20 protein-coding genes are annotated in these 25,363 nt (G+C 66.7%); 12 read left to right on the top strand and 8 right to left on the bottom strand.

Translation table 11 applies throughout. The features are described from left to right. Window positions 1-259 precede the first annotated feature (259 nt). The 3 genes from EQ874_RS20020 to EQ874_RS20010 all read left to right on the top strand — a co-directional run bounded on the left by EQ874_RS20020 (window position 260) and on the right by EQ874_RS20010 (window position 4,009). A complete protein-coding gene (locus tag EQ874_RS20020) occupies window positions 260-1,213 on the top strand; it encodes a hypothetical protein (protein WP_129977891.1) in 954 nt (317 codons plus the stop codon). Window positions 1,214-1,320: 107 nt separating this feature from the next. Beyond that, window positions 1,321-2,346 (top strand): DUF2235 domain-containing protein, encoded by a 1,026-nt coding sequence (locus EQ874_RS20015; RefSeq protein ID WP_242496828.1) that lies wholly within the window; start codon window positions 1,321-1,323, stop codon window positions 2,344-2,346. A gap of 94 nt (window positions 2,347-2,440) precedes the next feature. After that, the gene (locus tag EQ874_RS20010; protein ID WP_165369282.1) at window positions 2,441-4,009 is read left to right on the top strand and encodes a peroxidase family protein; all 1,569 of its coding nucleotides are present in this window, start codon (window positions 2,441-2,443) and stop codon (window positions 4,007-4,009) included. A gap of 9 nt (window positions 4,010-4,018) precedes the next feature. Here the strand turns inward: EQ874_RS20010 and EQ874_RS20005 are convergent, their stop codons facing one another. The 3 genes from EQ874_RS20005 to EQ874_RS19995 all read right to left on the bottom strand — a co-directional run bounded on the left by EQ874_RS20005 (window position 4,019) and on the right by EQ874_RS19995 (window position 8,691). After that, the gene (locus EQ874_RS20005) at window positions 4,019-4,984 is read right to left on the bottom strand and encodes an endonuclease/exonuclease/phosphatase family protein (protein WP_129977909.1); all 966 of its coding nucleotides are present in this window, start codon (window positions 4,982-4,984) and stop codon (window positions 4,019-4,021) included. Between the two features lie 118 nt (window positions 4,985-5,102). After that, window positions 5,103-7,697, bottom strand: coding sequence for a LuxR C-terminal-related transcriptional regulator (locus tag EQ874_RS20000; protein WP_129977888.1), 2,595 nt, complete (start codon window positions 7,695-7,697; stop codon window positions 5,103-5,105). A gap of 64 nt (window positions 7,698-7,761) precedes the next feature. Next, window positions 7,762-8,691: a catalase family protein gene (locus EQ874_RS19995; RefSeq protein ID WP_347400877.1), complete on the bottom strand. Its 930-nt coding sequence runs from the start codon at window positions 8,689-8,691 to the stop codon at window positions 7,762-7,764. Window positions 8,692-9,229: 538 nt separating this feature from the next. Between EQ874_RS19995 and EQ874_RS19990 the strand changes: the two genes are divergently transcribed. Continuing rightward, window positions 9,230-9,595 (top strand): VOC family protein, encoded by a 366-nt coding sequence (locus EQ874_RS19990; protein ID WP_129977886.1) that lies wholly within the window; start codon window positions 9,230-9,232, stop codon window positions 9,593-9,595. Between the two features lie 29 nt (window positions 9,596-9,624). Then, window positions 9,625-10,014: a PPOX class F420-dependent oxidoreductase gene (locus tag EQ874_RS19985; protein WP_129977885.1), complete on the top strand. Its 390-nt coding sequence runs from the start codon at window positions 9,625-9,627 to the stop codon at window positions 10,012-10,014. Window positions 10,015-10,063: 49 nt separating this feature from the next. Here the strand turns inward: EQ874_RS19985 and EQ874_RS19980 are convergent, their stop codons facing one another. Then, entirely contained in the window at window positions 10,064-11,578 is a 1,515-nt protein-coding gene (locus EQ874_RS19980; RefSeq protein WP_129977884.1) for an aldehyde dehydrogenase family protein, read from the bottom strand. A 383-nt stretch (window positions 11,579-11,961) separates the two neighbouring features. On the opposite strand from EQ874_RS19980, the gene EQ874_RS19975 reads away from it, so the two are divergent. Beyond that, entirely contained in the window at window positions 11,962-13,368 is a 1,407-nt protein-coding gene (locus EQ874_RS19975; RefSeq protein WP_064063215.1) for an FAD-binding oxidoreductase, read from the top strand. A gap of 33 nt (window positions 13,369-13,401) precedes the next feature. Here EQ874_RS19975 and EQ874_RS19970 read toward each other — a convergent pair whose 3' ends face one another. Next, a complete protein-coding gene (locus tag EQ874_RS19970; RefSeq protein WP_129977883.1) occupies window positions 13,402-14,946 on the bottom strand; it encodes an HD domain-containing phosphohydrolase in 1,545 nt (514 codons plus the stop codon). A gap of 110 nt (window positions 14,947-15,056) precedes the next feature. Between EQ874_RS19970 and EQ874_RS19965 the strand changes: the two genes are divergently transcribed. From EQ874_RS19965 to EQ874_RS19955, 3 genes are all read left to right on the top strand, one after another. Then, a complete protein-coding gene (locus EQ874_RS19965; protein ID WP_129977882.1) occupies window positions 15,057-15,794 on the top strand; it encodes a hypothetical protein in 738 nt (245 codons plus the stop codon). Between the two features lie 334 nt (window positions 15,795-16,128). After that, window positions 16,129-17,244, top strand: coding sequence for a hypothetical protein (locus tag EQ874_RS19960; RefSeq protein ID WP_242496827.1), 1,116 nt, complete (start codon window positions 16,129-16,131; stop codon window positions 17,242-17,244). Next, the gene (locus EQ874_RS19955; RefSeq protein ID WP_129977881.1) at window positions 17,231-20,056 is read left to right on the top strand and encodes an FtsW/RodA/SpoVE family cell cycle protein; all 2,826 of its coding nucleotides are present in this window, start codon (window positions 17,231-17,233) and stop codon (window positions 20,054-20,056) included. Before EQ874_RS19960 ends, EQ874_RS19955 begins: the two co-directional genes overlap by 14 nt. A gap of 4 nt (window positions 20,057-20,060) precedes the next feature. Here the strand turns inward: EQ874_RS19955 and EQ874_RS19950 are convergent, their stop codons facing one another. Together EQ874_RS19950 and EQ874_RS19945 are read right to left on the bottom strand one after the other, a co-directional pair. After that, complete coding sequence (locus EQ874_RS19950; RefSeq protein WP_129977880.1) at window positions 20,061-21,065, bottom strand: rod shape-determining protein; 1,005 nt, start codon at window positions 21,063-21,065, stop codon at window positions 20,061-20,063. 334 nt (window positions 21,066-21,399) lie between these two features. Next, a complete protein-coding gene (locus EQ874_RS19945; RefSeq protein WP_129977879.1) occupies window positions 21,400-21,951 on the bottom strand; it encodes a helix-turn-helix domain-containing protein in 552 nt (183 codons plus the stop codon). 82 nt (window positions 21,952-22,033) lie between these two features. On the opposite strand from EQ874_RS19945, the gene EQ874_RS19940 reads away from it, so the two are divergent. Then, window positions 22,034-22,393: a hypothetical protein gene (locus EQ874_RS19940; RefSeq protein ID WP_129977878.1), complete on the top strand. Its 360-nt coding sequence runs from the start codon at window positions 22,034-22,036 to the stop codon at window positions 22,391-22,393. A gap of 19 nt (window positions 22,394-22,412) precedes the next feature. Here EQ874_RS19940 and EQ874_RS19935 read toward each other — a convergent pair whose 3' ends face one another. Beyond that, window positions 22,413-23,078, bottom strand: a complete 666-nt coding sequence (locus EQ874_RS19935; protein WP_016933781.1) for a FadR/GntR family transcriptional regulator — start codon at window positions 23,076-23,078, stop codon at window positions 22,413-22,415. Window positions 23,079-23,089: 11 nt separating this feature from the next. Between EQ874_RS19935 and EQ874_RS19930 the strand changes: the two genes are divergently transcribed. Both EQ874_RS19930 and EQ874_RS19925 read left to right on the top strand, forming a co-directional pair. Beyond that, entirely contained in the window at window positions 23,090-24,310 is a 1,221-nt protein-coding gene (locus EQ874_RS19930; protein ID WP_129977877.1) for an MFS transporter, read from the top strand. A gap of 156 nt (window positions 24,311-24,466) precedes the next feature. Beyond that, on the top strand, window positions 24,467-25,345 hold the full coding sequence (locus EQ874_RS19925) for a sulfurtransferase (RefSeq protein ID WP_129977876.1): 879 nt from the start codon (window positions 24,467-24,469) through the stop codon (window positions 25,343-25,345). Window positions 25,346-25,363 lie beyond the last annotated feature (18 nt).

Below are 25,363 nucleotides of genomic sequence, written 5' to 3'. Positions count from 1 at the left end.
CCGGTCCCGACCTTATCGGCGTCCGTATCCACGACGGTCGAGGCCACCGGTTGGTTTGAGGCGACGTCGCCAATTGGGGCTACACCATACGTAGTTCCGGAACGCTCGGTTGGCTCCGAGCCTGCGTCGGCAGACCCTTTTCTCGGCCCAACATTCGAGTCGCCCTCGATAGCGCCGACAGAGGTAGAAATGACGTCGAGTCCCCAGCCGGGTGTGCGGGGTGTCGAAGAACCATCTCCCGGGCATGCGCCGACCCCTCATGAGTGACGAAATAAGCCGGACAACGGGATATCCGACGCACATGTGGGTCGGCCTGCTCGCCGGCATCGTCGCTCCGACAACCCTGCTGACGGGTCTTTGTTACTACTTCGGTTTCGTCTCCGCCCGAGCATATTTCGCGTACTTCGGTGTCGACACGGGCGCTTTCGGTTTCACGACGGCCGACTACGTGTTGCGCAGCGTCAGCGTCCTGTATCCCGCGCTCGTCTCGTTCCTCGCGGTGGCGTGTATGGCGTTCTGGATCCGCACCTACGGTCTGCGGTTGGTTCGGCGAGGCCGGCAACGTCGAGTCGTTCGGCGCGCCGGATGGAGCGCGATCGGCGTGGGAGTCCTGCTCGTAGCCCTGTCGGTGTCGGCTGTGATGGTGCCGCGGTTCTCCCCGGTGCGCAGCGCGACCCTCGTTCCGATCTTCCTGGCGGTGGGAGCGGTACTGGTCATCGTCGGAGTCGGCATCCGGTCGGCGTTGGGGACGGACGGCGTCGCGACGGTGTCGGCGGCGGAGCGCTCGACCTGGTTGTTCGCGGGTGTCGCGCTCGTATTGGCGCTGTTCTGGTGCACCAACATCTTCGCCACCGAGTACGGCCGCGGGCAAGCTCAGAACGTCGCGGCCGACTTGTGGGACAAGGAGACCGTCGTCGTCCTCGACACCGCCGACCGCCTGTACGCGCCTGCGAACCTCATCCACGAGACCGTTCTCGATCCGAGCTCGGACGAACGATTCGGCTATCGGTACCAGTGTTTGAGAACGCTGTTGGTCGGACAGAACTATTGGGTGCTGCTTCCTGCGCGGTGGACGACCCAGTACGGATATGTCCTGGTTCTCCCCGTCGACGAGTACTCGCGCATCAGCATGACGCGGCTCGAAGGGATCGATGAAACCGACGCGGCGAATTGGGATGCGGAGTGGACGTGCCCGGAGGTCGCCCCGTTCTGAGACGCCGCGTGACCACAATCGGGTAGCGCACTACTCGTGCCTGCCGCACCCTGCCGCGTGACGATCGTTGCACCAGTTTCGAACCGATGCGGCAAGGACGAATCGACATGCCGAAGAACATCATCTACTGCGCTGACGGAACCTGGAACTCGGGAGAGCGTACGCGCACGAATGTGTACCGCTTCCACGAAGCGCTGGCGACGACCACCACTCAGGACAGGATCTACGACCCCGGAGTGGGTACGGAAGGGAACCCGCTGTCCCGCTTGCGCGGTGGCGCCTTCGGGCACGGTCTGATCGAGAACGTACGGGAAGGCTACGGACGTATCGCCGACGTCTTCGAAGAAGGTGACCGTCTCTTCCTCGTCGGCTTCAGCCGCGGCGCGTACACCGCGCGGAGCCTCGGCGGCATGATCGCCTACTGCGGGCTGCCGTCCCGTCGTCCCACCGATCGCCTCGTCGACCAGGCCTTCCACGCCTACCGCAACCGGACAGGCGACGACTCGAAGTGGGCCGGTCCTCGTGACGGAATCCGTATGGTCGACGGGCACATCGAGATGATCGGCGTGTGGGACACGGTCGGAACACTCGGAATCCCGGGTGCGCTCTTCGGTCGGCTCGACCAGAAGGACTACGGCTTCCTGGATACCCGGCTCCATCGGGACGTCAAGGCCGGCTACCACGCGCTGTCGCTCGACGAGCGGCGCCGCCAGTTCCCACCGACCCTCTGGGAAGGCCCAGCGGCGGACGGACAGACCATCGAACAGGTGTGGTTCGCGGGAGTGCATTGCGACGTCGGCGGTGGCTTCCCGACGACCTCGCTCGCCGACATCAGCCTCGCCTGGATGTTGTCGAACGCCGAAAGGCACGGCGTCGAGATCGACCCGGCCGTCGCGGCGACCTATCCCGCACTCCTGCTGGATTGCACCGCGGCGCTCGGACCGGTCAACGAGTCGTGGAATCCCCTGTGGGGCTTCCCACATCGCCGGACGGTGGGGGACGATGCGCGCGTGGCCGACTCGGTGGTCTTCCGGGTGACCATGAACTCCCGGTACTCACCTCCGCTGACCATGGACAACAACCCCCGGCGGCTGTCGGCGTCGTACCGGCTCGCCTCGGTGGTTCGCATCTAGCCGGTCTCCACCGGCATCGATATCGACGACGGAAACCTCGATGTTCACACCTTTGCTGTTACCGACTCGCCGTCCACGTCGGCACCACGCCACGATGAAGTTGTCGCCCCTGCTCTCCGGTCGCCTTCCGTGGATCGGGGCCGAGGTGGTCGGGCGGATCCCGGTCGCTCGACGGCAGGCCAGCAGACTGGCGATCGAGAAGTATGCCAACGCTGTGCCGCCGCGTCCGCGCCCGCTGACGCTGGCTGCCGACTACACGACGTGGACGAGTCTGACCGACCGCACCTACAGCGGTCGTCACCTCCCTCCGTCCACCACACCGCCGGAGGACTTGCCGGCGGTCGGGGACGTGGTAGCGCTGTTCCGGCGCACCCGTGAGATTCCCTCGACCGACACGAGTGTGTGGTTCGCGTTCTTCGCGCAGTGGTTCACCGACAGCTTCCTGCGCACGAACAGGAAGGACCCGCGGAAGAACGACTCGAACCACGAGATCGACCTGTGTCAGATCTACGGGGTGAATCAGGACAAGACTGCGATGCTGCGGGCAGGCTACGGGGGTCGCCTCGACAGTCAGGTCATCGACGAGGAGGAATATCCGCCCTTCCTGTTCGCCGAGCGCACACCGGGGGAGGAGCTGCAGTTCATTCCGAAGTTCGCGAAGCTGCACAACCGGAAGTACCTGCTGGAGACGGTTCTCCGACTGTGCCCGGACGAGCGGAAGGGGTCGGTGTTCGCGGTCGGACTCGAGCACGGCAACAGCACGATCGGCAACACCGTGCTGAACGTGCTGTTCCTCCGCGAACATAACCGGATCGCCGGCATTCTCGAAGGCGCGTACCCGGAGTGGGACGACGACCGGTTGTTCGAGACCACCCGCAACATCATGATCGTCATCCTGTTGAAGATCGTCATCGAGGAGTACATCAAACACATCGGACCGTTCGACTTCCCGATCGAGTTCGTCCCGTTCATGGCGGACAAAGCGCCGTGGAACAGAACGAACTGGTGTGCAATCGAATTCAACCTCCTGTACCGGTGGCATTCGCTGATTCCGGATTCGGTGGTGTTCGATTCGAAGCGGCTGAGTACGTACAACTTCGTCGACAACAATCCCTTGGTGATCGACCGGGGCATCGAGTCGATCATCGACCAGTGCTCGCGGCAGAAGGCGTCGAGGATCGGCCTCGGGAACACCCCGGCCTTCCTGGTCGACCGTCATCCGATGTGCCCCGACCGTGAGTCGGTGGAGGAGAGGACCGTCGGGCTGATGCGTCAGGCGCGGCTGCGTTCGTTCAACGACTACCGGGAGGCGTTCGGACTCGGACGACTGACGAGCTTCGCCGAACTCACCGGGGACGTCGAGGTGCAGCAGAAGCTCGCGCGGCTCTACGGCGATGTCGACGCGGTCGAGTGGTACGTGGGGATCTTCGCCGAGGACTATCCCCGGCACCGCATGATGGGGGAGCTGCTGACCACGATGGTCGCCCACGACGCGTTCACACAGGCGTTCACGAACCCGCTGCTGGCGCGCCACGTCTACCACGAGGACACCTTCTCCGAGGTCGGTATGGGGATCATCGAGCAGACGCACTGCCTGCAGCAGATCGTCGAACGAAACTCGCGCATCTGCGACAAGGCGTACGCGAGCTTCCGCATCGAGTGAGCGGGCCTGTCAGAGGAGACGCACGACGACCGGCGCGTGATCGGAGTTCACTGTGGCCCGCCGCAGGCGGGGGTCTGCGGTGATTCCGGTCAGCGCATCGGTGACCGCTGTGGCGGACTCGAGGTGGTCGAGCAGCCGATGGCTGACGAGGATGTGGTCGATCAGCTCGGGTTGTCCCTCGAAGATCCGCGAGAAGCGGTGCTTCTCGGGAATCAGTGGGGCGACGTTCCACAGGCGGGTCCGGTCGCTGTGGTCGGGACGAGGGAACCCGGCGGTGCCGATCTGGGAGCCGGGCGGCCCGTGGAGCACCCGGGTGGTGGCGGCGTCGGCGGTGTCGTTGAGGTCGCCGAGCACGATGACGGCGGGATCGTCGCGCGGCGGCCGGTCCTCGATCGCACCGTCGAGCAGAGCGGTCGCCGCTGCTCGCACGGTGGCGGCTTCGGCTGCCCGCCGGTAGAGCGCGTAGACACCGAAGCGGGCACGTTCGTCCTCGTCGCGTGGAGCGAACCGGTTACCGGGATAGGTGAGCAGCTTGGACTTCAGATGCGCGGTGATCAGATCGAGCACACCGATCTCCGTCGCGACCCGAACCCTCAACGCGCCCCGTCCCATTCGCGTGGCGAAGCTGCCGGACGCAGATCCGTCGGCCACCCGCACGGATCCCAGTGGCTCCGGAAAGACGGTGATCTCGGACGAGTCGAGAAACGCCGGTCGGGACACGAAACCCACCCGGATCCCGCGCGGATTCGGATGGGCGGACAGGCATCGGTGCCAGTGGTCGGGTAGCAGGGCGACGAGGTCGTCGAGGGCGGCAGGGTCACCGACCTCCTGGACCGCGAGGATGTCGGCGTCGACTTCGGTCACGATGTCGGCGAGAGTGTCGAGCTTGCGCTGGTAGACCTCGTCGTTCGGAGGTCCGGATTCGTGCCCCGGACGGTACAGGTTCTCCAGGTTCCACGTCGCAACGGTGACCATGCGCTCCTCCCGGGATCTCCGCGTCGTCACGATGCGGATCCGGACGGCGCTGCGTTCTTCTCCCCAGCATGGAGGGCTGCCGTCGGCATGTCGCGAGTAGCGCACTACTCGTCGAGCGTCACTCGTCCTCGTTGCGCATCAAGCGTCCGAGCTGCTCGCGATCGCAAACACCGAGCTTGATACATGCCCGATAGAGATGGCCTTCGACGGTGCGGACCGACACGAACAGTCGCTCGGAGATCTGCCGGTTCGTCAGACCCGTGGCGACGAGCGCGGCGATTTCCCGCTCGCGGGCGGTCAACGGCAAAGGGTGGGCCGCAGACTGGATCGCAGGTGTCGTGATCCCACCGCAGCGGGCGGCGAATTTGAATGCCCGGGCGGCGGATTCGGTGCTCTGTCGCCTGTCGCCGTCGTGCGTGTGGGCGGACGCCGCGAGCGCTGCGGCATCCGCAGCGTGAAGGAACAGCCCATGTTGCTCGAAGTCGTCGCTGACCGCGTCCAGTTCGGCCGCATCCGCCTTGGCCACTGCGGCCGCGTGGCGGGCTTGGAGCGACGCCACCGGACCGTCGACGTGGTCGACGAGTTCGGCCAGGCGGCCCGCGACACTGCGGTCTCCGAAGCGCGCGGCGTCGTGAAGGGCGTCGGCCTCGACGGCGTACTGCCCGGACGTGCGGGCGGCCTCGGCGGCTTCGCGGGCGAAGGCGACGCTGCGCTGCTCGGAGTTCTCGGCGGCAGCCAGCCAGGACTGTGCGATCAACCGGGTGGGACGATGGATCGCCGTGTGAAGTCCGGTGTGTTCGTCGGCGTCGTCGAGGACACGCTGTGCTTGCTGGGGTTGCCCGAGTACGGCGTACGCCTTGGCCAGAAGAATGGTTGCGGGCACTCGCCACGGCAGGGGAACTTCGGCCGTGAGCGCAGCCAGCGCCTGTTCGATCTCCGAGACGACCTCGGGAAAGCAACCGCGGTTCGTGTGGATCACGGCGGCCATGATCTTGGAGATCGCCCATGCGAGGTACTGACCGGACGAGGAGAAGTGCGAGATCTCGGCGACCCGCTCTTCCGCCAGCGCGAGGTCGCCGATCTGGGCGAGGGCGACGACGTCGCCGTACCGGATCATCGTACGGATCATGCCGTCGGTCGATTTGCGCATGTCGAAGCAGCGGCGAGCGATGGGTTCGAATTCGCTGCCGCGACCGGCGACCGTCATGGCCAGTCCCGCGCTGAAGGCAGCCCATTCGACCGCCTGGGCCAGTGCGTCCGGGTCGGACAGGACTTCGGCGGAAAGCGCGAGTCCCTCGTCGAGCTTGTTCTCGTGGACGGCGACCGAGGCCGTCACCGCGTCGACGAGCGTGCGCAACGCGGGGTGGTGGGTCCGCTCGCGCAGCAGGTCGAGGATCTCGTGGGCGCGCTCGACCTCACCGAGCGACCAGAAGAGGATGGATACCTGCGGCATGCCCCACTGGATGAGCTCGAGTTCGTTCATGCCCTCCGGGTCGAATCGGGACAGTGTCTTCTCGGCGCGTCCGGGGTGGCCCTGCCACAGGAGCGCGCGGGCCAGCAGTTCGGCGGCGGCGATACCGCCCCCGCGCTCGCAGGCCCGGCGGGCGATGCGTTCACCGAGCGGATGATTCGACAACGAGACCGCGTCGCGCGCCGCGGTGACGAGCAGTTCGGTGTCGGGAGGGCGATTGCTGCCCATGTAGAGCTCGGCGAGGCGGATGCGTTCCGCAGCGGTACTCGTCCCGCGTTGCTGTAGCTCGTCGACGAGCCGCCCGCGGAGCCTGCGGGCCGATGCGGTGCCCATGCGTCCCCGCACGACCTCGCCGAGCAGGGGATGACTGAATCGCACGTCGAGCCGGGAGCCGTCGGGTTCGATGCGGATCAGGTCGCGCATCTCGGCCGCGTCCACGGCGTCCTCGCCGGCGATACGGAGCAGAATGTCGAGGTCGAGCGGCTCGCACAAGGCGAGCGGTCCGAGAGCGGTACGGACCTCCCGGCCGGCGCGATCGAGGCGCGATTCCAGCAGTTCGGTGAGCCCGGGTGTTGCGGCGGTCTGCCCGCGGAGCTGCCACACACCGGACACCTGCACCAGATGTCCCGCATCGAGGGCACCTTCGACGAGATGCCGGAGGAACAGCGCATTGCCGCCGGACATCTCCCACATGACGTCGGCGCTCAGTTCCTCGAGTTGCCCGTCGAGGACGGACCGGACGAGACGGATGCTCTCCTCTTTGGTGAACGGACGTAGTTCGATGCGCCGCAGGTAGTCGTCCTTCCACAGCGAGGTGACGGCGTCGGGGACGGGTTCGCCGGAGCGGATCGTGGCGATGATCCGCACCGTGTGTTCGATCGCGAGTTGCTGGAGCAGGGTCGCCGACAGCTGGTCGAGCAGATGCGCGTCGTCGACACCGAGCACGATGTCTCCCTGCCGCAGGAGAGACCGTCGAGCGGATCCGACCAATGCGACGGCGTCGCGGGTCGTGGACGGATCGACGAGCGGGGCGAACGCACCGAGTGGAATGCCGCGTGCCGACTCGGTGCCCGCCACCCACTGCACGGGCGAACCGAGGGAATCGGCGACGAGGTGCGCGAGCGTGGTCTTGCCGACCCCGGCGGCGCCGATCAGGATGGCACCCTGACCGTCTCCGGTCAGCTCGGATCGGATCGTATCGAATTCGTCGGGACGATCGACCAACTGCCAATTGATGGCCACGGTAACTCAGTATAAGGAGGCCGGGAGCGTAAAAATATGGTTCGAGCAGTGCGAATACGGCTCACTATTCGGGAATATCGGAAATTGTGGTCGGTTCCACGCAGTCGATTCCGTTCTTGCGGTGCCTGAATTCGCTCGACGCGTTATAGACGCGAAGTTTCAGCCGATTGATCGAGCCCAACGGACGATGATCTGCGAGACCGGTCCACGAATTGAACGACACGACGTCTTCGGCGTAGGTGCGCAGCGCCGTGCTGCTGGTGTCCTGTCGGGGAATCCGAATTCGGGCCACCGGAACATTCCGTGACTCGCCCGTGGCCCACTGCACGGTGGCATCCTCGATCGGCATCTTCTCGGTGTCGGTGCAGAGCTGGACGCGAACCTCGTAGTCGGCACTGGTGTGCGCGAAGAACTGCTCGACGGACAGGCGATGCGCGTCGTCGCCGGCGCTGCGAGGAATGCGTTGTCCGGTGAGGCTCTTGACCGAATCCGAGAGGGGAGTGATGCAGATTTTGGCGACGTGGTCGCCGTAACGAAGCGCCGCCGCCGAATGATAGGTCTCACCGAGGACGTGATCGTTCGGTCGCGCAAACAATTGCACATCGTTCGGGAGGGTGAGGTGCAATGGCGTGAAGATCCGCGAAGCGCCTCGGGCGAGAAAGCAGGCTGTCCGAAGCAGAGGGTCGGGAGTGCGTGCAAGGATCTTTGCGAACCGCATTCCCTTGCCGGCGTACGAACGCACATCGGCGAACGGAAACGTATCGCTGTTCACCAGAATGAAATCCTGATTCGTGTGTCCGTCCGGGATGATCCGGTCACCGCTCACACCCAGAACCTTGATCGCCATTCCGCGGACTCCGCCCACCTGATCGCTGCGAAGCGCGCCTGCCGTGCTGGACAAGCGAACGAGCACCGGATATGTCCGGGCTTTCGCGAACAGTCCCTGCCGATAGGGCCGGGGCAGATTCGGATACACGGTCAGTTCCCCACGCATGACACCGAGCCCTTTGGCGTGGGCGTCGCGGATCGCATGCTTGTACTTCTCGGCGGCCCACTCGTTGTTACGGTGCAGCGACTCGACGATCCGCTCGATCAGGGCATCCTCGTCGGGGTCGCGTCGCTCCAGGTCGTCGCTGTAGCGGACGAAGGTGGGTGCGAGCTTCGGGTGGGCCGTGGAATTGGTGAGAGACATGAGTTCTCCGATTGTCGGGACGGGCCGATCCGTGGATACGAGTCTGGCGGGGTCGAACCCGCGGGGCATGAGTAGTGGTGTACTCGAATTCACGAATTGCTGGAGAACTTCGCTGCGAGACCGTCGACCATCATGAGCGGAACCCCCTCCGGAGGCGGGACGAAGCGACGACCCGATTTGGTGTTCTCGACGGCGTGTAAATCGGTCGAGAACACCAAATCGGGGTTACGGTGCGGTAGTGCCCAGGGAGAGCGGCCTCGTCTGTGATTACGGATTTGCGTGGGTTGGGCCCCACTGAGCGGGGTCGATCCCACCGAAGATCGTCGAAGGAGCGACCTGCATGCGTCCGACCGGCATCACCACGAACATCAACGTCCCGGATATCGGGGAAGCACGGAGCTTCTACATGAACTATCTGGGGCTGAGCGTCGAAGAGATGAACCTCGGGTGGGTCGCGCGGTTCACCACTCCGGACGGTCGTGCCGTCGTCCAGTTGGTCAGCGGCGACGAGACCGCCCCCGTGGACTCGTCCATCTCGGTTCACGTCGGCGACGAGGTGGAGGCCGCCTACGAGGAAGCGCAGCGTCGAGGGTTCGAGATCGTCCATCCGCTGACCACGGAGCCGTGGGGCGTACGGCGGTTCTTCGTGCGCGCACCGGATGGCACGGTCGTCAATGTCGTCAGCCACTCCGACGATCCACAATAGAAGGACCCGTCGAGACGAGGATCAGTGAAATGGCAGGAAACGCTCCGAACCGATTCGCCGACGAGAAGGTCGTGCAACTCCAGACGCGTAAGCGCGACGGCACGTGGGTGGACACCCCCGTCAACCTCGTCGTCGAAGCCGATCACGCCTATTTCCGCACGCCGGGCAAGGCGTCGAAGAACAAACGGCTCCGTAATTACCCCGAAGTCCGCATCCGGCCCTGCACGTGGTCGGGCAAACCGACAGGTGCGCCCGCCCGGGCGACGGCCCGGCTGTTGTCCGGTGACGAGTCGAAGCATGCCGGCGATCTCATCGACAAGAAGTTCCCGGTCGTGCAGCACATCGGCGTCCATCTCGCACATCGCCTGATGCGGACGGCGGCGTTGCACTACGAGTTGACAGATATCACCGACCTGTAGATCCATCCGTCCGATAGCGTCCGGGCGAAGGGAATGCCCCGGTTCGAGATCACCATGCGTGACGCATCCGGAACATACGTTTCGCGATCCTCATGTCCCGCTCGGGAGTGTCGACCGCGAACAGGGCCAGTGGGGCGCGGAACCGTTCCACCGTCACCGCGTGCGGCCGGCTGAACTCGCGCAGGCCATCGGCGCCGTGGATCCTGCCGAAGCCCGACTCGCCGATACCGCCGAAGGGGAGGGCAGGTACCGCGCCGAAGCTGAAGACACTGTTCACCGCGACTGCGCCACTACGGATCCGGCGTGCCGCCTTCAAGCCTCGTTTCTTGCTGCGCGTGAACACCGCCGCGCCGAGACCGTAGTGCGTGCCGTTGGCCCGTTCGACGGCTTCGTCGAGGTCACGGACCGGATCGACGACGACCGTCGGCCCGAACGTTTCCTCCTGAACAGCGGGGGAGTCGTCCGGCACATCCTTCAGGATGACGGGTTCGATGTATCGCTCCCGGACCGAATCGAGACTGCCCATGACGGCCGTTGCACCGTGGTCCAGCGCGTCGCGGAGGTGGCGTCGCACCACCTCGACCTGCCGCGGCAACGTCATCGGACCGTATGTGGCGGTGTCCTCCGGGCCCGGACGGGCGCGGGAGAGGGCGGCGGCGAGCTTGTCGACGAACTGCTGGTATACCGGATCGGCGACATAGATACGTTCAACACTCGCGCATGCCTGTCCTGCGTTCAGGACCGTGCCGAACGCAGCGGCTTCCGCTGCCTTGTCGAGGTCGGCATCCTCGGCGACGATCACAGCGTCCTTACCGCCGCACTCGGCGACCATGGGCGTCAGCGTCTCGGCGCATACGGCCATCACCTTGCGTGCGGTGGCACCGGAACCGGTGAAGGCGATCTTGTCGACGCCTGCCCGCGCAAGCGAAGTACCCGTGTCGCCGAAACCTGTGATCACCTGGAGAACCGGATGGCCGGGAGCGACGGAGTTCCAAGTCTTCTCGAACCACATGCCGACACCCGGTGTCAGTTCGGACGGCTTGAACACCACAGCGTTACCCGCAGCGAGAGCGTACGAGATCGACCCCATCGGCGTGAACGCAGGGAAGTTCCACGGACCGATGACCCCGACGACACCGAGGGGCAGGTACTCGAGGATCGCCTTCTGGTTCATCGACGGCATGGCGGAGGGAACGCGCAGGGGCCCCAGAACTTTCGAGGCGTTCCGTGCGGCCCAGTCGAGGTGCTCGACGGTGAGCATCACTTCGATGAATCCGTCGTCGTGCGGTTTTCCGGTCTCGGCGGAGATGAGTGAAGCCAATGAATCTGCCTCACCGGCAATGGCTTTCTTGAACTCGAGGAGAACATCGCGCCGACCTCGGAAACCGATCTCGTCCCACCACCGTGCGGCGGAGCGGGCGCGCTCTACGGTGGCGGCTACCTCTGCGGCGCCGATGATGCGGTACTGGCCCAGGGTTGTCCCGTCGCGCGGGTCGACGCTGGTGAACAGGCGGTCGGGATCGGTGGCGCCGGGAGGCGCCGAAGTAGCGATGTCGTGAGTCATGGTGAATGCGTCCTTCGTCGAGATCACGTCGGACCGAGCGGCGTGGTCGGGTGAGCGGATTCTCGATGGGCGCCGAAAGAAGCGTATCCCCGCAGTTCGCAGACAGTCCAGACGGCGTGCCCGAAACAGATGTGTGTGGCCTCGACCCCGGATAGCGGGGTCGGATCCACACAAGTCGCGTCAGGCCGGTACCGCCCCGTTTCTTGCGCGCCACGATCAACCCGGCCGCCCTTGTGGCACCCCGAGAGCCGGACGTACGGTTGATGGGTCCAAAGCAACCCTGGGTCGGTAATAGTGGGGTTCGACGATGGAACAGTATGTTTTCGCGCCGAAATGCGCGTCGTCACCCCAGCGTCAGGTAGTGCCGGCAGGAGGAGACGCTCATGACCTACACGACCGGCGGTGACGTCGGGACCCTGCGAACCACGATGGCGGGGCCGGTTCTCGGTCCCGACGATGCGGGCTATGACGAGGCGCGGCGGGTGTGGAACGCCGACATCGATCGTCACCCGGCCATGATCGCGAGATGTCGTGACACCGCCGACGTGGTGGCGGCGGTTGCCTTCGCGACCGAGCACGCGATGGAGATCGCTGTACGCGGGGGAGCGCACAGCACCGCGGGTTCCTCGGTTCTCGACGACGGCCTGGTGATAGACCTCGGCCCGATCAACCACGTAGCTGTCGATCCGGATACCAGGCGGGTGCGGGTCGGGGCCGGCGCGCTGCTGAGTGATCTCGATGCCGCTACCCAAGCCCACGGGCTGGCCGTCCCGGCCGGGCTGATCAGTCACACCGGGGTTGCGGGACTGACCCTCGGCGGGGGGATGGGCTGGCTTACCCGTCAAGCCGGGTTGAGCATCGACAACCTCGTCTCCGCCGAGGTAGTCACTGCCGACGGCCGGATCCTGCGGACCTCCGCGGACGAGTACCCGGATCTGTTCTGGGCGATCCGCGGAGGCGGAGGAAACTTCGGTGTCGTGACCGAGTTCGAGTTCCGCCTGCACGAGGTAGGACCGGTCGTACAGTTCGGGATGCTGTTCTGGGGGCTGGACCAGGGCGCCGAGGTGCTGCGACTCGCCCGGGAGGTCATCGACACGCTGCCGCGCGAACTCAACATCGTGATCGCAGGACTCAACGCCCCGCCGGCTCCCTTCGTGCCCGAGAAGTACCACTTCCAGCCCGGCTACGCCCTCGTCGTGACCGGTTTCGGAACACCGCAGACACACCACGACCTCCTGGCGCGGATTCGCGACACGCTCCCGCCGCTGTTCGAGTTCGTCACCCCGATGCCTTACGTCGACTTGCAGCGGCTCCTCGACGAGAGCACCGCGTGGGGCCTGTACTGCTACGACAAGAGCTGCTATCTCGAAGCCCTCACCGACGAAGCGATCGCCGTGGTCACCGAGCATCTGCCCAGGAAGAACTCGCCGCTGTCGATGATGTTGTTCTACCGGCTGGACGAGGCGTACTGCGAAGCCGGGGACGACGACACCGCCTTCGGTGGGGAACGCACCCCTCGCTTCGCCGCCTTCCTGGCCGGTGTCTGTCCCACTTCCGACCTGCTGCCGGCCGAGCGCACCTGGGTCCGTTCCCTCTGGCAGGCTCTGCGCCCGCATTCGGTCGGGATCGGTTCCTACGTGAACGCGATGAGCGAGTTCGAGCAGGAGCAGGTGCAGGCCACCTACGGCCTCACCAAGTACGCGCGCTTGGTCGAGATCAAGAGAAAGTACGATCCGGACAACGTTTTTCACCGCAACGCCAACATCGAACCCCGTGGTGATCACGCCTGATCGAGGCCCCATGGTGCCATCGTCCTGCCGCTCTCAGGACAAGCCGAGGTCGATGGCCGCGAGCCCCGCTTGGGTACGGTTGTGGACGTCGAGCTTGGTGTACAGGTGCTCGACGTGATTGCGGGTCGTCTTGTGCGCGATGCCCAGCTCGTCGGCGATCTGCCGGTTCGAATATCCCAGAGCGACGAGCCGGAGGACTTCCACCTCACGCCCCGTCAATCCCGCAGGCCAGGAGGCACGGCGCTTCGTCGGGTGTCCGGCCGCCAACAGCACGGCCTCGACGGCTTCGGTGTCGAATCGACCGGCTTCCGCGTCACGGCACATCCGGGCTGCGGCAGCCTCGGCCGTCAACGCTCTGCGGTGCGGCCGAGGTTCTCGTAGGCGCTGGTAGGTTTCTGCGGCGGCGAGGATTCGCGCAGTCATGCCGAGGTCGGCGGCCCGGAGCCCACCGGGATAGCCGGAACCGTCGAGTCGCTCTCGGTGCGTCACAGCGACGGCGACGACGGACTCCAACCCACCGACGCGGCTGAGGATCCGTCCGGTCAGATACGGGTACAAGCGGAGCCGTTCCCATTCCGCCGTGGTGAGCGGATCGATCTTCTCCCAGATCTGGTTGGGCACACCCATCCGTCCCAGTCCGTGCACGAGCCCGGCGCGGTAGAGGAGTTCGACCTCGGCGACCGGAAGCCCGCGATGCCGGCCCGCTGCCGCCGCCAGATCCGCGACGCGCCGCGAATGTCCCAGTAGATACGGACATTTGAGGTCGACGAAATCTGCCATTGCGCGCAGCATCTCGTCCAGTTCGGGCTTGCTCACTGTGTAATCCCGATCGGATGCCTGGGCCAGCGCCGCCGACCACGCGTCCTGTTCGAGCACACCCGTGGTGATCGCGTCGACAGCGTCGACGAAGACCTGCACCACGTGGGGTCCGAACTGGGTTCCGCTGCGCGCACGAGCAACAGCGCCCGCCTGTGCCGGCCCACCGAGCCGTAGGTGCACTTCGGCCACGTCGGCCAGGTGCACGATCTGCATCTCGACGGGAATCTCGTCGCCGCGCGCGCCCGAAGGTAGCCCTGCGCCGTCCCAGCGCTCGAAGGTGAAGGCGAGCATCGATCCCACCTCCGGATCCAGACCGACCCGATCGGAGAGGACACTCGCGGACCCGCAGTGGGACCGGATGAGTTCGGACATCTGCCGCCGCGCGGTGAACAGGAAGGCCGTGGCATGGAGGAATCGCTCCGCGTGAGGCAGTCCCCGCCCGACATGACTCATCAGTAGCCGTAGGAACGGTAATCCCGTCATGTCCACCGCGTAGGTGTCGGCGCGGAAGGTGATGTCGTCGCCGAACATCCGTGCCAGTTCGTGCGAATCGGCGTGGCATCCGATCCACGCGACCAGATCGGCGTAGAACACCACGTCGCGCTGGTCTGCAGTCAACTCCATCCGGTCGGCGATACGCGTGGCGATCACGGCCGAGCGCAGCATGTGCTCCATCGGCTGACCGAGACCCAGATCGATCGCGAGGGACAGCGCGGCGACCAGTTCCGCTCGTCGCGGACCGTCCCCTGTGGACGTCATGGGATCAGTGTCCTCGCACAGTTCCGGGTTCGAAAGATGAGGCAGCGGCCTCATGACGTGCGGGGGCGGTGAGCCCAGGATCGAAGTACCCGCAATTCAGGAGGACGATCATGACCATCACCCCGCACGCAGCCGCCGAGAGGTCCTGCGAACTGCCCCGGGTTTCCGGAGAGCGTTTCGCCGGCTACGCCGTGATCGGCGCGCCGTTCGCGAGCGGCCATTATCTCGCGCTGCGCAGATTCCCGACCACCAGCATCGGCGACGGCTTCACGTCCGTATGGCACCGCGACCCGGAGGGCACGTGGACGGTGTACAGCGACGTCCCGCCGGAGCTGAGCTGCCCTCGTTATCTCGGTCACGCGTTGAGCCGAACGGAGCAGACCGACGTGCGTGCCGAATGGACCGGGCCGGCCGCCCTGCATGTGACGACCGGTACCGAACTGGAGTGGGATCTCCGGATGACCACATCGCCGGCGACCACCGTCATGACCGCGGCGGGCAGTCTGATGCCCGATGTGCTCCGGCACAGTCCGACGGTGCTGGCCGCGATGGGGCGTCTCGCCGGACCGGTGCTCGGCGCCGGCCGGGTGCGGCTCGGTGGGCACCTGCCGAACGGGCAGTGGTTCCGGGCCGACCCGCGGCAACTGTGGGTTGCACATACCGAGCACGCCGTGGTCCGTGGAGTGGAGCTCGGTCCGGAAGGTCCCCTGGGCCGGCAGGACCGCCTCGGCGACTTCCGGCTCCCGCAACGCGGACTGTTCGCGACGGTGCAGGTGTGGCTCGAACCGTACGACGCCCGGCGCCACTTCCCGGCACGTCCCCACACGGTGCATGCGGGCGGCGAGTGATCGGTGGATGTTCCCGGCGGTAACAGCTTTGGGACAGATGTGTCACAAGGTTTCGTTCGAAAGCCGAGGCAACTCGTGCGCAAATGACACACAATGAATTTCGGCAGCACGTCGTCGAGGGGGAAAGGTACTCCCAGATCAATTCACCCGCCCGCTCCGGTCTGGCTGACACTTTGCGGGAGGCCTGGCGTTTTCGGGATGCGCGATGATCGAAGCAGTCTTGGGAATCCATGCGAGAGACCACGAGCCCGTCGAGGTTCGACCCGGACCGGACACACGAGTGGACGACGACGCAGGGGGCGGCGGCGTAGAACTCGGAAGACTGCTTGCCGTCGTGACTTTGACGTCTGCGCAGGCCGCGCTGCTCGTCACCGACGCGGTCGACCAGCTCGAACTCGCGCACGGCCGGGGCCGGCATCCGATCCGCCTCCGAGGCGATGCCGTGATGGTGTCCGAGAACGGAGAGCTCACCATCGACAGCGCCGGAAGTGCGGGATCCTGGGACGAGGTGCGTGATGCGACGACAGGTCTGCTCCGCCGGATCGTGACGAACTGCCGTAACGACGCGCTTGCCGATCGGGTGGACGCAGCGATCGCCGAATCGTCGGATCTGGTCGGCCTGGCGAGACGGGTCCGTTATGTTGCCGCAACGGAATTCGACGAGACCGAGAGGGAAAGGAAGCGGTCTCAGATCGTCGCGCTCGTCTCCGCAGTGAAGGGGCACGCCCGTTCGGAGAGCGATATCGCGGAACGGGCGAACATGCCGCTCCCGACGACGGAGCGGGCTCGTACCCCGAACCGCCCGCGCCCACCCGCCGGGAAGGTGTGGCATCGCAAGAAGAGGCGCCTGTCGCCGCGCCGGTGGATCATCGCGCTGATCGCGATCCTCGCGCTCGTCGCGGTGGCGTGGGTGGCTCCCACCGCATGGTCGGAACTGAACCGCGGTTGGCACACCCTCCTCGACCCGGTGGACTCGTCGATGGACGATCGGATCGATCCCGTCTCGCCACCCCCTCCGATTCCGCCGGTGCCCGAAGCCACACCGGGAGCCGTCGAACCGGGGCCCGTCACCACCGCACTTCCGGGTGCCGCCGGACCGGTCACGCAGGTCGCCGCAAGCTTCGCGAACGGTCCGTGCGAGGCGGGACGATCGTGCACCGTGCGGGTCGATGTCGGACTCGACCCGGCAGCGAATGTCGGTGCGATGGCCTGGAATCTGACGGTCTACGACCGATGTACGGGTGTGACCCTGCCGGGCGGGGAGATCACGGTGCCGGTGCCGCCGGGTGCGCCGGAGGCGTACGGCATCGGCAGCGTCGACCTGCCGCCCGGGCCGGCACTGGCGGTCGCCGCGGTCACCACCGTCCCCGCAGTGGCCGCGTCCGAACCGTTGTACCTTCCCGCCGAAAATGCCGGCTGCGTGCCCGGGGGCACTCGTGACGGCGGTTAGGCACCCATCCGATCCCTGGCTCGTCACGGCGGTCGTCGCGCTGGTCGCACTCGGCATGCTCAACATGATCTCGACCGGCATGTCGTCGCTCGCCGTGCGTCACGCCGCGATCGCCGCAGTGGGACTCGGCGCGATGTGGGCGACTTCCCGCATGCGGATCGCCGCCCTGAGTCGTTTCGGCTGGGCGTTGTTCACAGCCTCGGTGGTCCTGCTCGCGGCGGTGCCGTTGATCGGCATCGCGACCAAAGGCGCCCAGCGCTGGCTGAACCTGGGTGTCTTCACCCTGCAGCCCTCCGAGATCGCCAAGCTCGCCCTGGTTCTGGTGCCCGCCGCGATACTGGCCGGCGGATACACGCTCGGCAGGTTCGTGGGGGTCCTGATCGTGTCGGCGTTGCCGATCGCGCTGGTGGCGCTGCAGCCCGACCTGTCGACCGCCGTGGTGCTCGTGGCCACCGTGCTGCTCATGCTGGTCCTGGGGCGGGTGCCGCTGCGTTCGCTGTTCCCGTTGTTCGCACTCGGGCTCGCCTCGCTGCCCCTGGCCGTGCTGTTCCTGCGTCCGTACCAGCTCGAGCGGATCCACGTCTTCCTGTCGGGCGGCGGCGCCGACCCCCAGGGGTCGGGTTGGGCGGCATGGCAGGCGGACATCGCGATCGGCAGTGCGGGCTGGTGGGGTCTCGGGCGCGAACCGGACTACGACCTCAGGGCCCGGTACCTGCCCGAATCGCAGCACGATCTGGCCTTCGCGAGCCTGGTGTACGGGTGGGGCCTGGCGGCCGGAATCGCCGTCGTGCTGGCCGTCGTGATCATCGTGTGGCGTTCGGTGGTCGCCGCCCGCACGGCACGGACGCGGGAGGCGGCACTCGTCGCCGCGGGCGTCGGCGGGCTGTTCGGGCTGCACACCGCGGTGTCGGTGGCCCAGAGCCTGTCGCTGCTGCCGCACACCGGCATGCCGATTCCCGTCTTCAGTTACGGGGGCACCGCCTCGATCGTCGGATTCGTGTCCATCGGCCTCGTTCTCGCGGTACGTCGCGACGGTGTGACCCGGCAGCTGTGGGCCACCGAATCCACGAAGCGGCGCCTGCCGCGGGGTGTCACGGCGGGGGCAGTGGTGACGACGGCCTCGCTCGTCGCGATGTCGGTGTTCGCCTACCAGCTGCAGACCGACCACGGCACCGAACTGCGCGCGACCAGCGACACACAGATGTTGCGCTGCATCCGTCTACCCGCCGAACGCGGGCAGATCCTCGACCGGGCCGGCGTTCCGGTCGCGACCAATGTCGCCGAGTACACCGTCGCGGTGGTCGCCCGGATGTTCGCCGAGAGCAACCCGTCGGCGCACCACGAACTCGCCGCGCTGCTCGGCATCACTCCGGAACAGCTCGAGGAGGAACTCCGGAGCGACGGGGAACTGCAGGTCGTGCTCGGACGTGTCGGGCCCGACCAGGCCCGGGCGATCGTCGACGCCCGGCTGCCGTGGGTGCTGGTCTACCCGACCGGACGCAGGCAGTACCCGCACGGGGAAGTGCTCGCGTCGCTCCTCGGGTACGTCGGGGTCGCGGACCGGCAGGACATGGAGGTCTGGCCGACCCTCGCGCTCGGATCGCGGGTCGGCAAGGCGGGACTGGAACGGCAGTACGACGCGCTGCTGCGCGGCGTCGACGGCCGCCAGTGCGTGTACGTCGATCCGTCCGGGCGACCGGTGGGCACGGGGGAGCGGGTCGATCCGATACACGGCCACGACCTGCGGCTGCACCTCGACCTCGGTATGCAGCAGGCCGCGACCGAGGCCCTCGCCCAGGCGGTGCGCACCAGTGGAGGCGACCTCGGCGCGGCGGTCGTGATGGACGCCCGCACCGGTGCGGTGCTGGCGCTGGCGAGCGTGCCGGGTTACGACAACAACGTCTACGGACCTCCGGCCGATCTGGCCGCGATCGAAGCGCAGACCGCGGGATCGGGGCCGGGCCGCATGCTGAACCACGCCGTCCAGACGGCGGTGCCGCCGGGCTCGACGTTCAAGATCGTGACGGCGTCGACGAACGCAGCTTTCGACGTGCTGTCACCGGACGCGTACCTGGCGGGCGGCGCTGCCTACACCTACGGCGGTCACACCTTCGCCAACTGGCAGCCGATGGGCCCGAACAATCTGCTCGGGGCGATCCAGTGGTCCGACAACGTGTACTTCTACCAACTGGCCGACCTCCTCGGTCCCTACCGCATCGCGGAGACCGCCGCCGAACTCGGGGTGGGCGCTCCCTCGGGGATCGACCTGCCCGCCGAATCCACGGGTTTCCTCGGCACCCCGGACAACGTCGAGAGCATCGGAGGTGCCTGGTATCCGGGCTCGACCCTGTTGATGGGTATCGGTCAGGGCACCGTCACGGCGACCCCGATCCAGGTCGCGCGGTGGACGGCGGGTATCGCGTCGGGTCAGGTGGTGACCCCGCAGCTCGCCGCCGCCTACGGCCCCGGTGATGCGGTTCCGATTCCCACCGGGGTGCCGCACCGGCTGTCGTTCGCGGACAAGCTCGAACCGGTGCGGGCAGGCATGCGGGCGTCCGCCTCGGCCGGCACCGCCGGTCAGCTTGCGAGCCTGCCGGTCTCGGCCGCCGCCAAGACCGGTACGGCGGAGGATCCGTCGGCCCCCGGAAAGGGTCTCAACGCGTGGTTCTCCGCGGTGGTACCGGCCGAGGCACCGGAGGTCGTGGTGACGGCACTGGTGCGCGGTGGCGGGTTCGGTTCGGCCACCTCCGGGCCGGTGGTGAAGGGTCTGCTCGAGCGTTACCTCGCGCAGACCCGGGCACCGAATCCGTAAGTGATCAGGCAGCAGTCGACGACGCGGCGTAGGCGGCGAGCACCTCGGGCCGTTCCATGCAGGCCGTCGCGCCTTCGGCGACGCAGGTGAGAGGACGGTCGGCGGTCTTCACCGGGAGACCGAAGGCCTCCTCGAGCAGTTGCGGCACACCGCGGAGCATCGATCCTCCGCCGATCGCCAGGATGCCTTCGGCCATCACGTCGCTGATCGCGCGTGGAGGCAGGTCGTCCAGGCAGGTCGACAGCGTCTGCACGATGCTGGTCGTGGTGGGCCGCACCGCGTCCATGATCTCCTCGGTCTCGAGCGTCACCAGGCGCGCCCGGCCGGTCGCGGCGTCGCGACCCTCCACGACGAGCGACCGCTCGTCGGCGGTGTCGGGTGCCCCCACCTTCGCGCGTTCGGCGGTGAGTTCGCCGACGAGGATCCGGTGTTCCGCGCGGAGGTACCGGAGGATCGCGCTCGTCAGGTCGTTGCCGGCGATGCGGCAACTGCGATGGGAGAGGACGCCGCCGTAGCAGAGGGCGGTGACTTCCGAAGTGCCGCCACCGATGTCGACGACGAGATGGGTGCGGGGTTCGAGCGGGTCGATCCCGCAGCCGAGGGCGCCCGCGACCGGTTCGGGGATCAGGCCGACCTTGCGGAGCCCGGCCTCGTGTCCGACTTCGAGCAGTGCGCGACGTTCGAGCGGCGTGGCGCCTGCGGGAGCGGCGATGACGCCCGTCGGCCGTATGCCGTAGTGCCGGCGCGGTGAGATCTGTGCGAGGACGGCCGTGACGAATGTCCGTGCCGTGTCGAGATCCACGATCACCCCGTCGCGTATCGGGCGGATCGGGACGATCCCGGTAGGTGTGCGGTCGACGAGGTCGCTCGCGTCCTGGCCGATTGCGAGCGCTCGGTGTGGCTCCTTGATGCGAACCATCATCAGCGACGGCTCGTTGAGGACTATGCCCTCGTCGGGGGTTCCGACGACGGTGTTGGCTGTTCCGAGATCGATACCGAATCCACGCACGTCGGCCTCCGGGGAGAGTGCAGCAGGAATGTTTCCGATGATGTGTGACAGAGGTATTGGGGGACGTGGGCATCGAGGGAAATGTGGTGTACCAAAGTTACCGCCGCCGTATTCCCCTTCGAGCGGTGTTTGCCGGAATGATACTTACGCGCTCCGCACGTGCTCGGTGGGCCACCGGGTCGTGACCCCGATTCGCCGTGAATCGGCTGTTCGTCCGCGATGGATCTGCCGGTTCGTCTGCCCTGCAACGGAAATACGCACAAATTTGCTGACGGCTCGGTTCTCGTCCTTCGCGCCGTGGGCCGACGCGAACGTGGGCCGGTTCCGCTGAGATCTACCCCTCTTCGGATGGAGCGGTGGGGGGAGCGGGGATCACCGCGGTCGTCAGGGTGATGCGCATCCGGTCGTCACCTGTATCCGTGCGATACGGGGCGAGGATGTCGGCGAGCCTGCTCTGGATCTCCGCGAGATCGTCGGTGGTGACGTAGAGCGGGGTGGTCCCGAAACCCAGATAGTCGCGCAGGCTTCGATCGTCGTCCTGGATGAACGTGTCGAAGCTCTCGCCGAGCGCGCCGAGGAATGTGACGAAGGCATGGCGTAGTTCGGCATCGCTCATGGCGGCGAGATCGTCGTGGCCGACGTGGGCCATGCGGTCGCCGAGTGCGAGGGTGCGTTCGACGGTTCCGCGTACGCGACGTTCGTCGACGACGGTGACGATCTCGGCGTCGATCAAGGCTGCGACGTGTCGGTAGAGCGTGGCCTGGGTGATGTCGGGGAGTGCCGATCGGAGCTCGCTCGTGGTCAGCTGCCGTCCTCCGAGTTGCTGGACGATCCGCAGCCGGACCGGGTGCAGCACGACTTTCGCGATCGGCGGCGTCTTCGCCATGGGTACCTACCCGTCATTGTTATCATCGTGATAATGTTCTCAGCGCTGTAGCCAGTTTACCGTCGACGGAAGGTCCGACGTCATGGCCCAAACGACATACGACAACGCAACCCTCCACCTGTCCTTCTCTCGGTGGGAAGCCTTCATGGTCCGCCGAACCGCGATGGAGGTGCCGATCTCGGCGATCACCGGCGTGGAGGTCCTTCCGGGATGGACGTCCGAGGTCCTCGGCATCAGATCCGGCCTGGTGATCTCCGGTTACCTGAAAGTAGGCACCTTCCGGCACCCGCGCGGCATCAAACGCCTGGTCGCCATGAAGCGAGGCCATCCGGTGCTGCGCGTCGCGCTGGGTGGCCCCGGCGTCGACTTCGACGAGCTTCTCCTGAGTTCTCCGGAGGCGTACACCCTCGCGGACGCCCTGCGCTCGGCCGGGGTTCGATGATCGGCGGAGTCCCTACCTCTCAGTCGGTGAGCTCCGCGAACAGCCCCTGCGCCGCCTCCACGGTGGCGTCCTCGTCGCCGGCGATGACGGCGGCGACCAAGGTGGTGTGTTCGGGTTCGAAACCCAGGCCCGTGACTCGGACGTGCCGGTCGATGGTGCGGCGGATCGACGGAAGCAGCGAGTCGTAGAACTCGAGGTACACCGCGTTGTGGCTGGCCTCGACGATGGCGCGGTGCAGGGCGACGTCGGCGGCCACCGCGGCGTCGATGTCGGATCCGGCGAACAATCGGTTGCGCTCGGCGAGCAACTGTTCGAGCCGGGCCACGTCGTCGGGGGTGCGCCGGCGCGCGGCCAGGACGGCGGCGGTGACGTCGAGGGCCTGCCGCAGTTCGAGCACGTCGCGTTCGTGGGCCGTGGCGAAATACTTGCCGAGGGTGCCGGTGACGTGGGAGGTCGCGAGGACGTAGGTACCCGAGCCCTGGCGACGTTCGAGCATGCCGGTGTGGACGAGGGCCTGCACGGCTTCGCGGACGGTGTTGCGGCCGGTGCCGGTGAATTCGCACAGGTGCGGTTCGGTGGGGATCTTCTCACCGACCTTCCAGCGTCCGCTGCAGATCTCGCTGCGCAACTGTTCGGTGACCTGCTCGATCAGGTTCGTGCGCTGAACAGGTTTTCCCAAAGTCATCCCATCATCCTATGATTTTCGGCGTGAGTCTTCTACGTGGTCGTCTGCTGGTGTTCTGTGCGATCGCGATGTCGGCACTCGTCCTGAGGCTCGCGGTCACCTCGTTCAGTCCCCTCGCTGCGCAGATCAGTGAGGAGATCGGCTTCTCGTCCACGATCGTCGGTGTGTTCGGCATGATCCCGACCGCGATGTTCGCGGTCTTCGGTCTGGCCACCCCGGCGCTCGGCCGACGATGGGGACTCGAACGCACCGCGCTGATCGCGATGCTCATGGCAGGCGCCGGCATGGCGATCCGCGCGCTGATGACCGACACCTGGTCGCTGCTGCTCCTGTCGGCCGTCGCGCTGGGCGGGATGGGCATCGGCAACGTCGTCATCCCTCCTCTGGTCAAGCGCTACTTCTCCGACACGCTGGCACTCGTCAGCTCGGTATACATCGTGGGTGTGCAGCTCGGCACCATCGTGCCCGCTTTCGTCGCGGTCCCGCTCGCCGATGCGTTCGGCTGGCGCGTCTCGCTCGGAGTGTGGGCGCTGATCGGATTCGCTGCAGCGCTCCCGTGGACGTGGGTCCTGCTGCGGCGCCGCGGCGACGCTGCCGAGGACGCCGTACCCGCAGAGCAGCACGCCCCCGGCCGGGTGTGGCGCTCGCCGGTGGGCTGGGGGATGGCCGGAATGTTCGGCATGACGTCCCTCGTCACCTACTCGATGTTCACGTGGATTCCCGACATCCTCGCCGACGCCGGAGCGGGCCCGGCCTTCGGTGGTGCGATGGTGGGACTGTTCGCCCTGCTGGGGCTGGTCTCCGCGTTCGGTGCTCCGTCGCTGTGTGCGCGGATGGAGAACCCGTTCCCGGTCGTCCTGGCGTGCGCCGCGTGTTTCCTCATCGCGTTCGCGGGCCTGTGGATCGCGCCGATGAGTGCGCCGATCCTGTGGGTCGTGCTCCTCGGACTCGGGCCCAGCACCTTCCCGATGGCGCTGACCCTCATCAATCTGCGTTCCCGCACCTCCGCCGGATCCGCCGCTCTGTCGGGCTTCACCCAGGGTGTGGGCTACAGCGCCGCGTGCCTCGGCCCGCTGCTGTTCGGCGTCTTCCACGACCTCACTTCGGGCTGGACCGCTTCGTTCATCTTCATGACGGTCGCCGTCGCGGTGCTGGTGACCGGCGCCTACCAGGCGTGCAAGCCGCGGGTGGTCGAGGACAGCTGGAACGCCCGCCCGATTTCGGTGGGGTAGACCCCGCCCGGCGGGGTCCCGGCCACCGGAACCGGCCCGGCGGAGTGACAGTCGAATCGATTCGGGTGGGTTGATCCCCGCTGAGCGGGGCCGGGCCCACCCAGGTCGTACGGCTGCTCTACTGGAGGGAGATACCGAGTGCAGAGGAGGACCTCGATGAGCGACACGAAGCCGAGCACCGTCTCTCCGGAGTGGTTGTACGAGCAGTTGGGCGACGAAGATCTCGTCATCGTCGATGCCACCGTGCACCTGAGCATGCCGCCGGACGGGTCCGTGCACGTCGAACCCGGCTTGGCGACCTACCTGGAGGAACACATCCCCGGTGCGGTCTACGCCGACCTGTTCACGGACTTCTCCGATCATCAAGCCCCGCAACCGTTCACTGCGGCGCCGTCGGAGCGCTTCGCCACAGCCGCGGGCGCCGTCGGTATCGGTGAAGGTCGCCGCGTCGTGCTGTACGACCAGAAGAACGGTATCTGGGCGGCGCGGCTGTGGTGGCAGCTGCGACTCGAAGGTTTCGACGATGCCGCCGTGCTCGACGGCGGGCTGCCCGCCTGGAAGGCCGCCGGCTACCCGGTCTCCGACGAGCAGGTGGTGCCACACGGCGCGACCTTCACCTCGCGGCATCGTCCGGAGTTGGTGCGGTCGACGGAGGAGGTTGCGGCGTCGCTCGACGACCCGAACACGCTGATCATCAACGCCTTGGATCCTGCGACCTACCGTGGTGAGAGCCCGTCCTATCCACGGCGCGGGCACATCCCCGGCAGCATCAACATTCCCTTCGGCGAACTCGTCGATCCGTCGACCGGGCGCCTGAAGCCGGCGGCGGAACTGCGGGAGATCTTCGACGAGGCGGGCGCACTGAACCCGGACGTCACGCCGGTGACCTACTGCGGTGGCGGCATCGCAGCCTCGGGACTCGCGCATGCACTCGCGGTCGCGGGCCGGTCGGATGTCGCGGTGTACGACGGTTCGCTCAACGCGTGGACCGCCGACGAGTCCCTGCCGCTCGTGGAGGGCCCCGAACCCCGCTGATTCTCCGACACTTCGGTG

Origin of the sequence: Rhodococcus sp. Q1 (assembly GCF_004153645.1) — a bacterium.
Taxonomy (GTDB): Bacteria; Actinomycetota; Actinomycetes; order Mycobacteriales; family Mycobacteriaceae; genus Rhodococcus; species Rhodococcus gordoniae.
This window is presented reverse-complemented; position numbering and strand designations above follow the sequence as displayed.

Bases quoted from the DNA above. Each gene is read 5' to 3' on its own strand.
- EQ874_RS19970 (WP_129977883.1), bottom strand. From the start codon at position 14,946: ATGACGTCCACAGGGGACGGTCCGCGACGAGCGGAACTGGTCGCCGCG.
- EQ874_RS20010 (WP_165369282.1), top strand. From the start codon at position 2,441: ATGAAGTTGTCGCCCCTGCTCTCCGGTCGCCTTCCGTGGATCGGGGCC.
- EQ874_RS19985 (WP_129977885.1), top strand. From the start codon at position 9,625: ATGGCAGGAAACGCTCCGAACCGATTCGCCGACGAGAAGGTCGTGCAA.
- EQ874_RS20005 (WP_129977909.1), bottom strand. From the start codon at position 4,984: ATGGTCACCGTTGCGACGTGGAACCTGGAGAACCTGTACCGTCCGGGG.
- EQ874_RS20020 (WP_129977891.1), top strand. From the start codon at position 260: ATGAGTGACGAAATAAGCCGGACAACGGGATATCCGACGCACATGTGG.
- EQ874_RS19945 (WP_129977879.1), bottom strand. From the start codon at position 21,951: ATGGCGAAGACGCCGCCGATCGCGAAAGTCGTGCTGCACCCGGTCCGG.
- EQ874_RS19965 (WP_129977882.1), top strand. From the start codon at position 15,057: ATGACCATCACCCCGCACGCAGCCGCCGAGAGGTCCTGCGAACTGCCC.
- EQ874_RS19980 (WP_129977884.1), bottom strand. From the start codon at position 11,578: ATGACTCACGACATCGCTACTTCGGCGCCTCCCGGCGCCACCGATCCC.
- EQ874_RS19925 (WP_129977876.1), top strand. From the start codon at position 24,467: ATGAGCGACACGAAGCCGAGCACCGTCTCTCCGGAGTGGTTGTACGAG.
- EQ874_RS19990 (WP_129977886.1), top strand. From the start codon at position 9,230: ATGCGTCCGACCGGCATCACCACGAACATCAACGTCCCGGATATCGGG.
- EQ874_RS19995 (WP_347400877.1), bottom strand. From the start codon at position 8,691: ATGCGTGGGGAACTGACCGTGTATCCGAATCTGCCCCGGCCCTATCGG.
- EQ874_RS19975 (WP_064063215.1), top strand. From the start codon at position 11,962: ATGACCTACACGACCGGCGGTGACGTCGGGACCCTGCGAACCACGATG.
- EQ874_RS19940 (WP_129977878.1), top strand. From the start codon at position 22,034: ATGGCCCAAACGACATACGACAACGCAACCCTCCACCTGTCCTTCTCT.
- EQ874_RS19930 (WP_129977877.1), top strand. From the start codon at position 23,090: ATGATTTTCGGCGTGAGTCTTCTACGTGGTCGTCTGCTGGTGTTCTGT.
- EQ874_RS20015 (WP_242496828.1), top strand. From the start codon at position 1,321: ATGCCGAAGAACATCATCTACTGCGCTGACGGAACCTGGAACTCGGGA.
- EQ874_RS19935 (WP_016933781.1), bottom strand. From the start codon at position 23,078: ATGACTTTGGGAAAACCTGTTCAGCGCACGAACCTGATCGAGCAGGTC.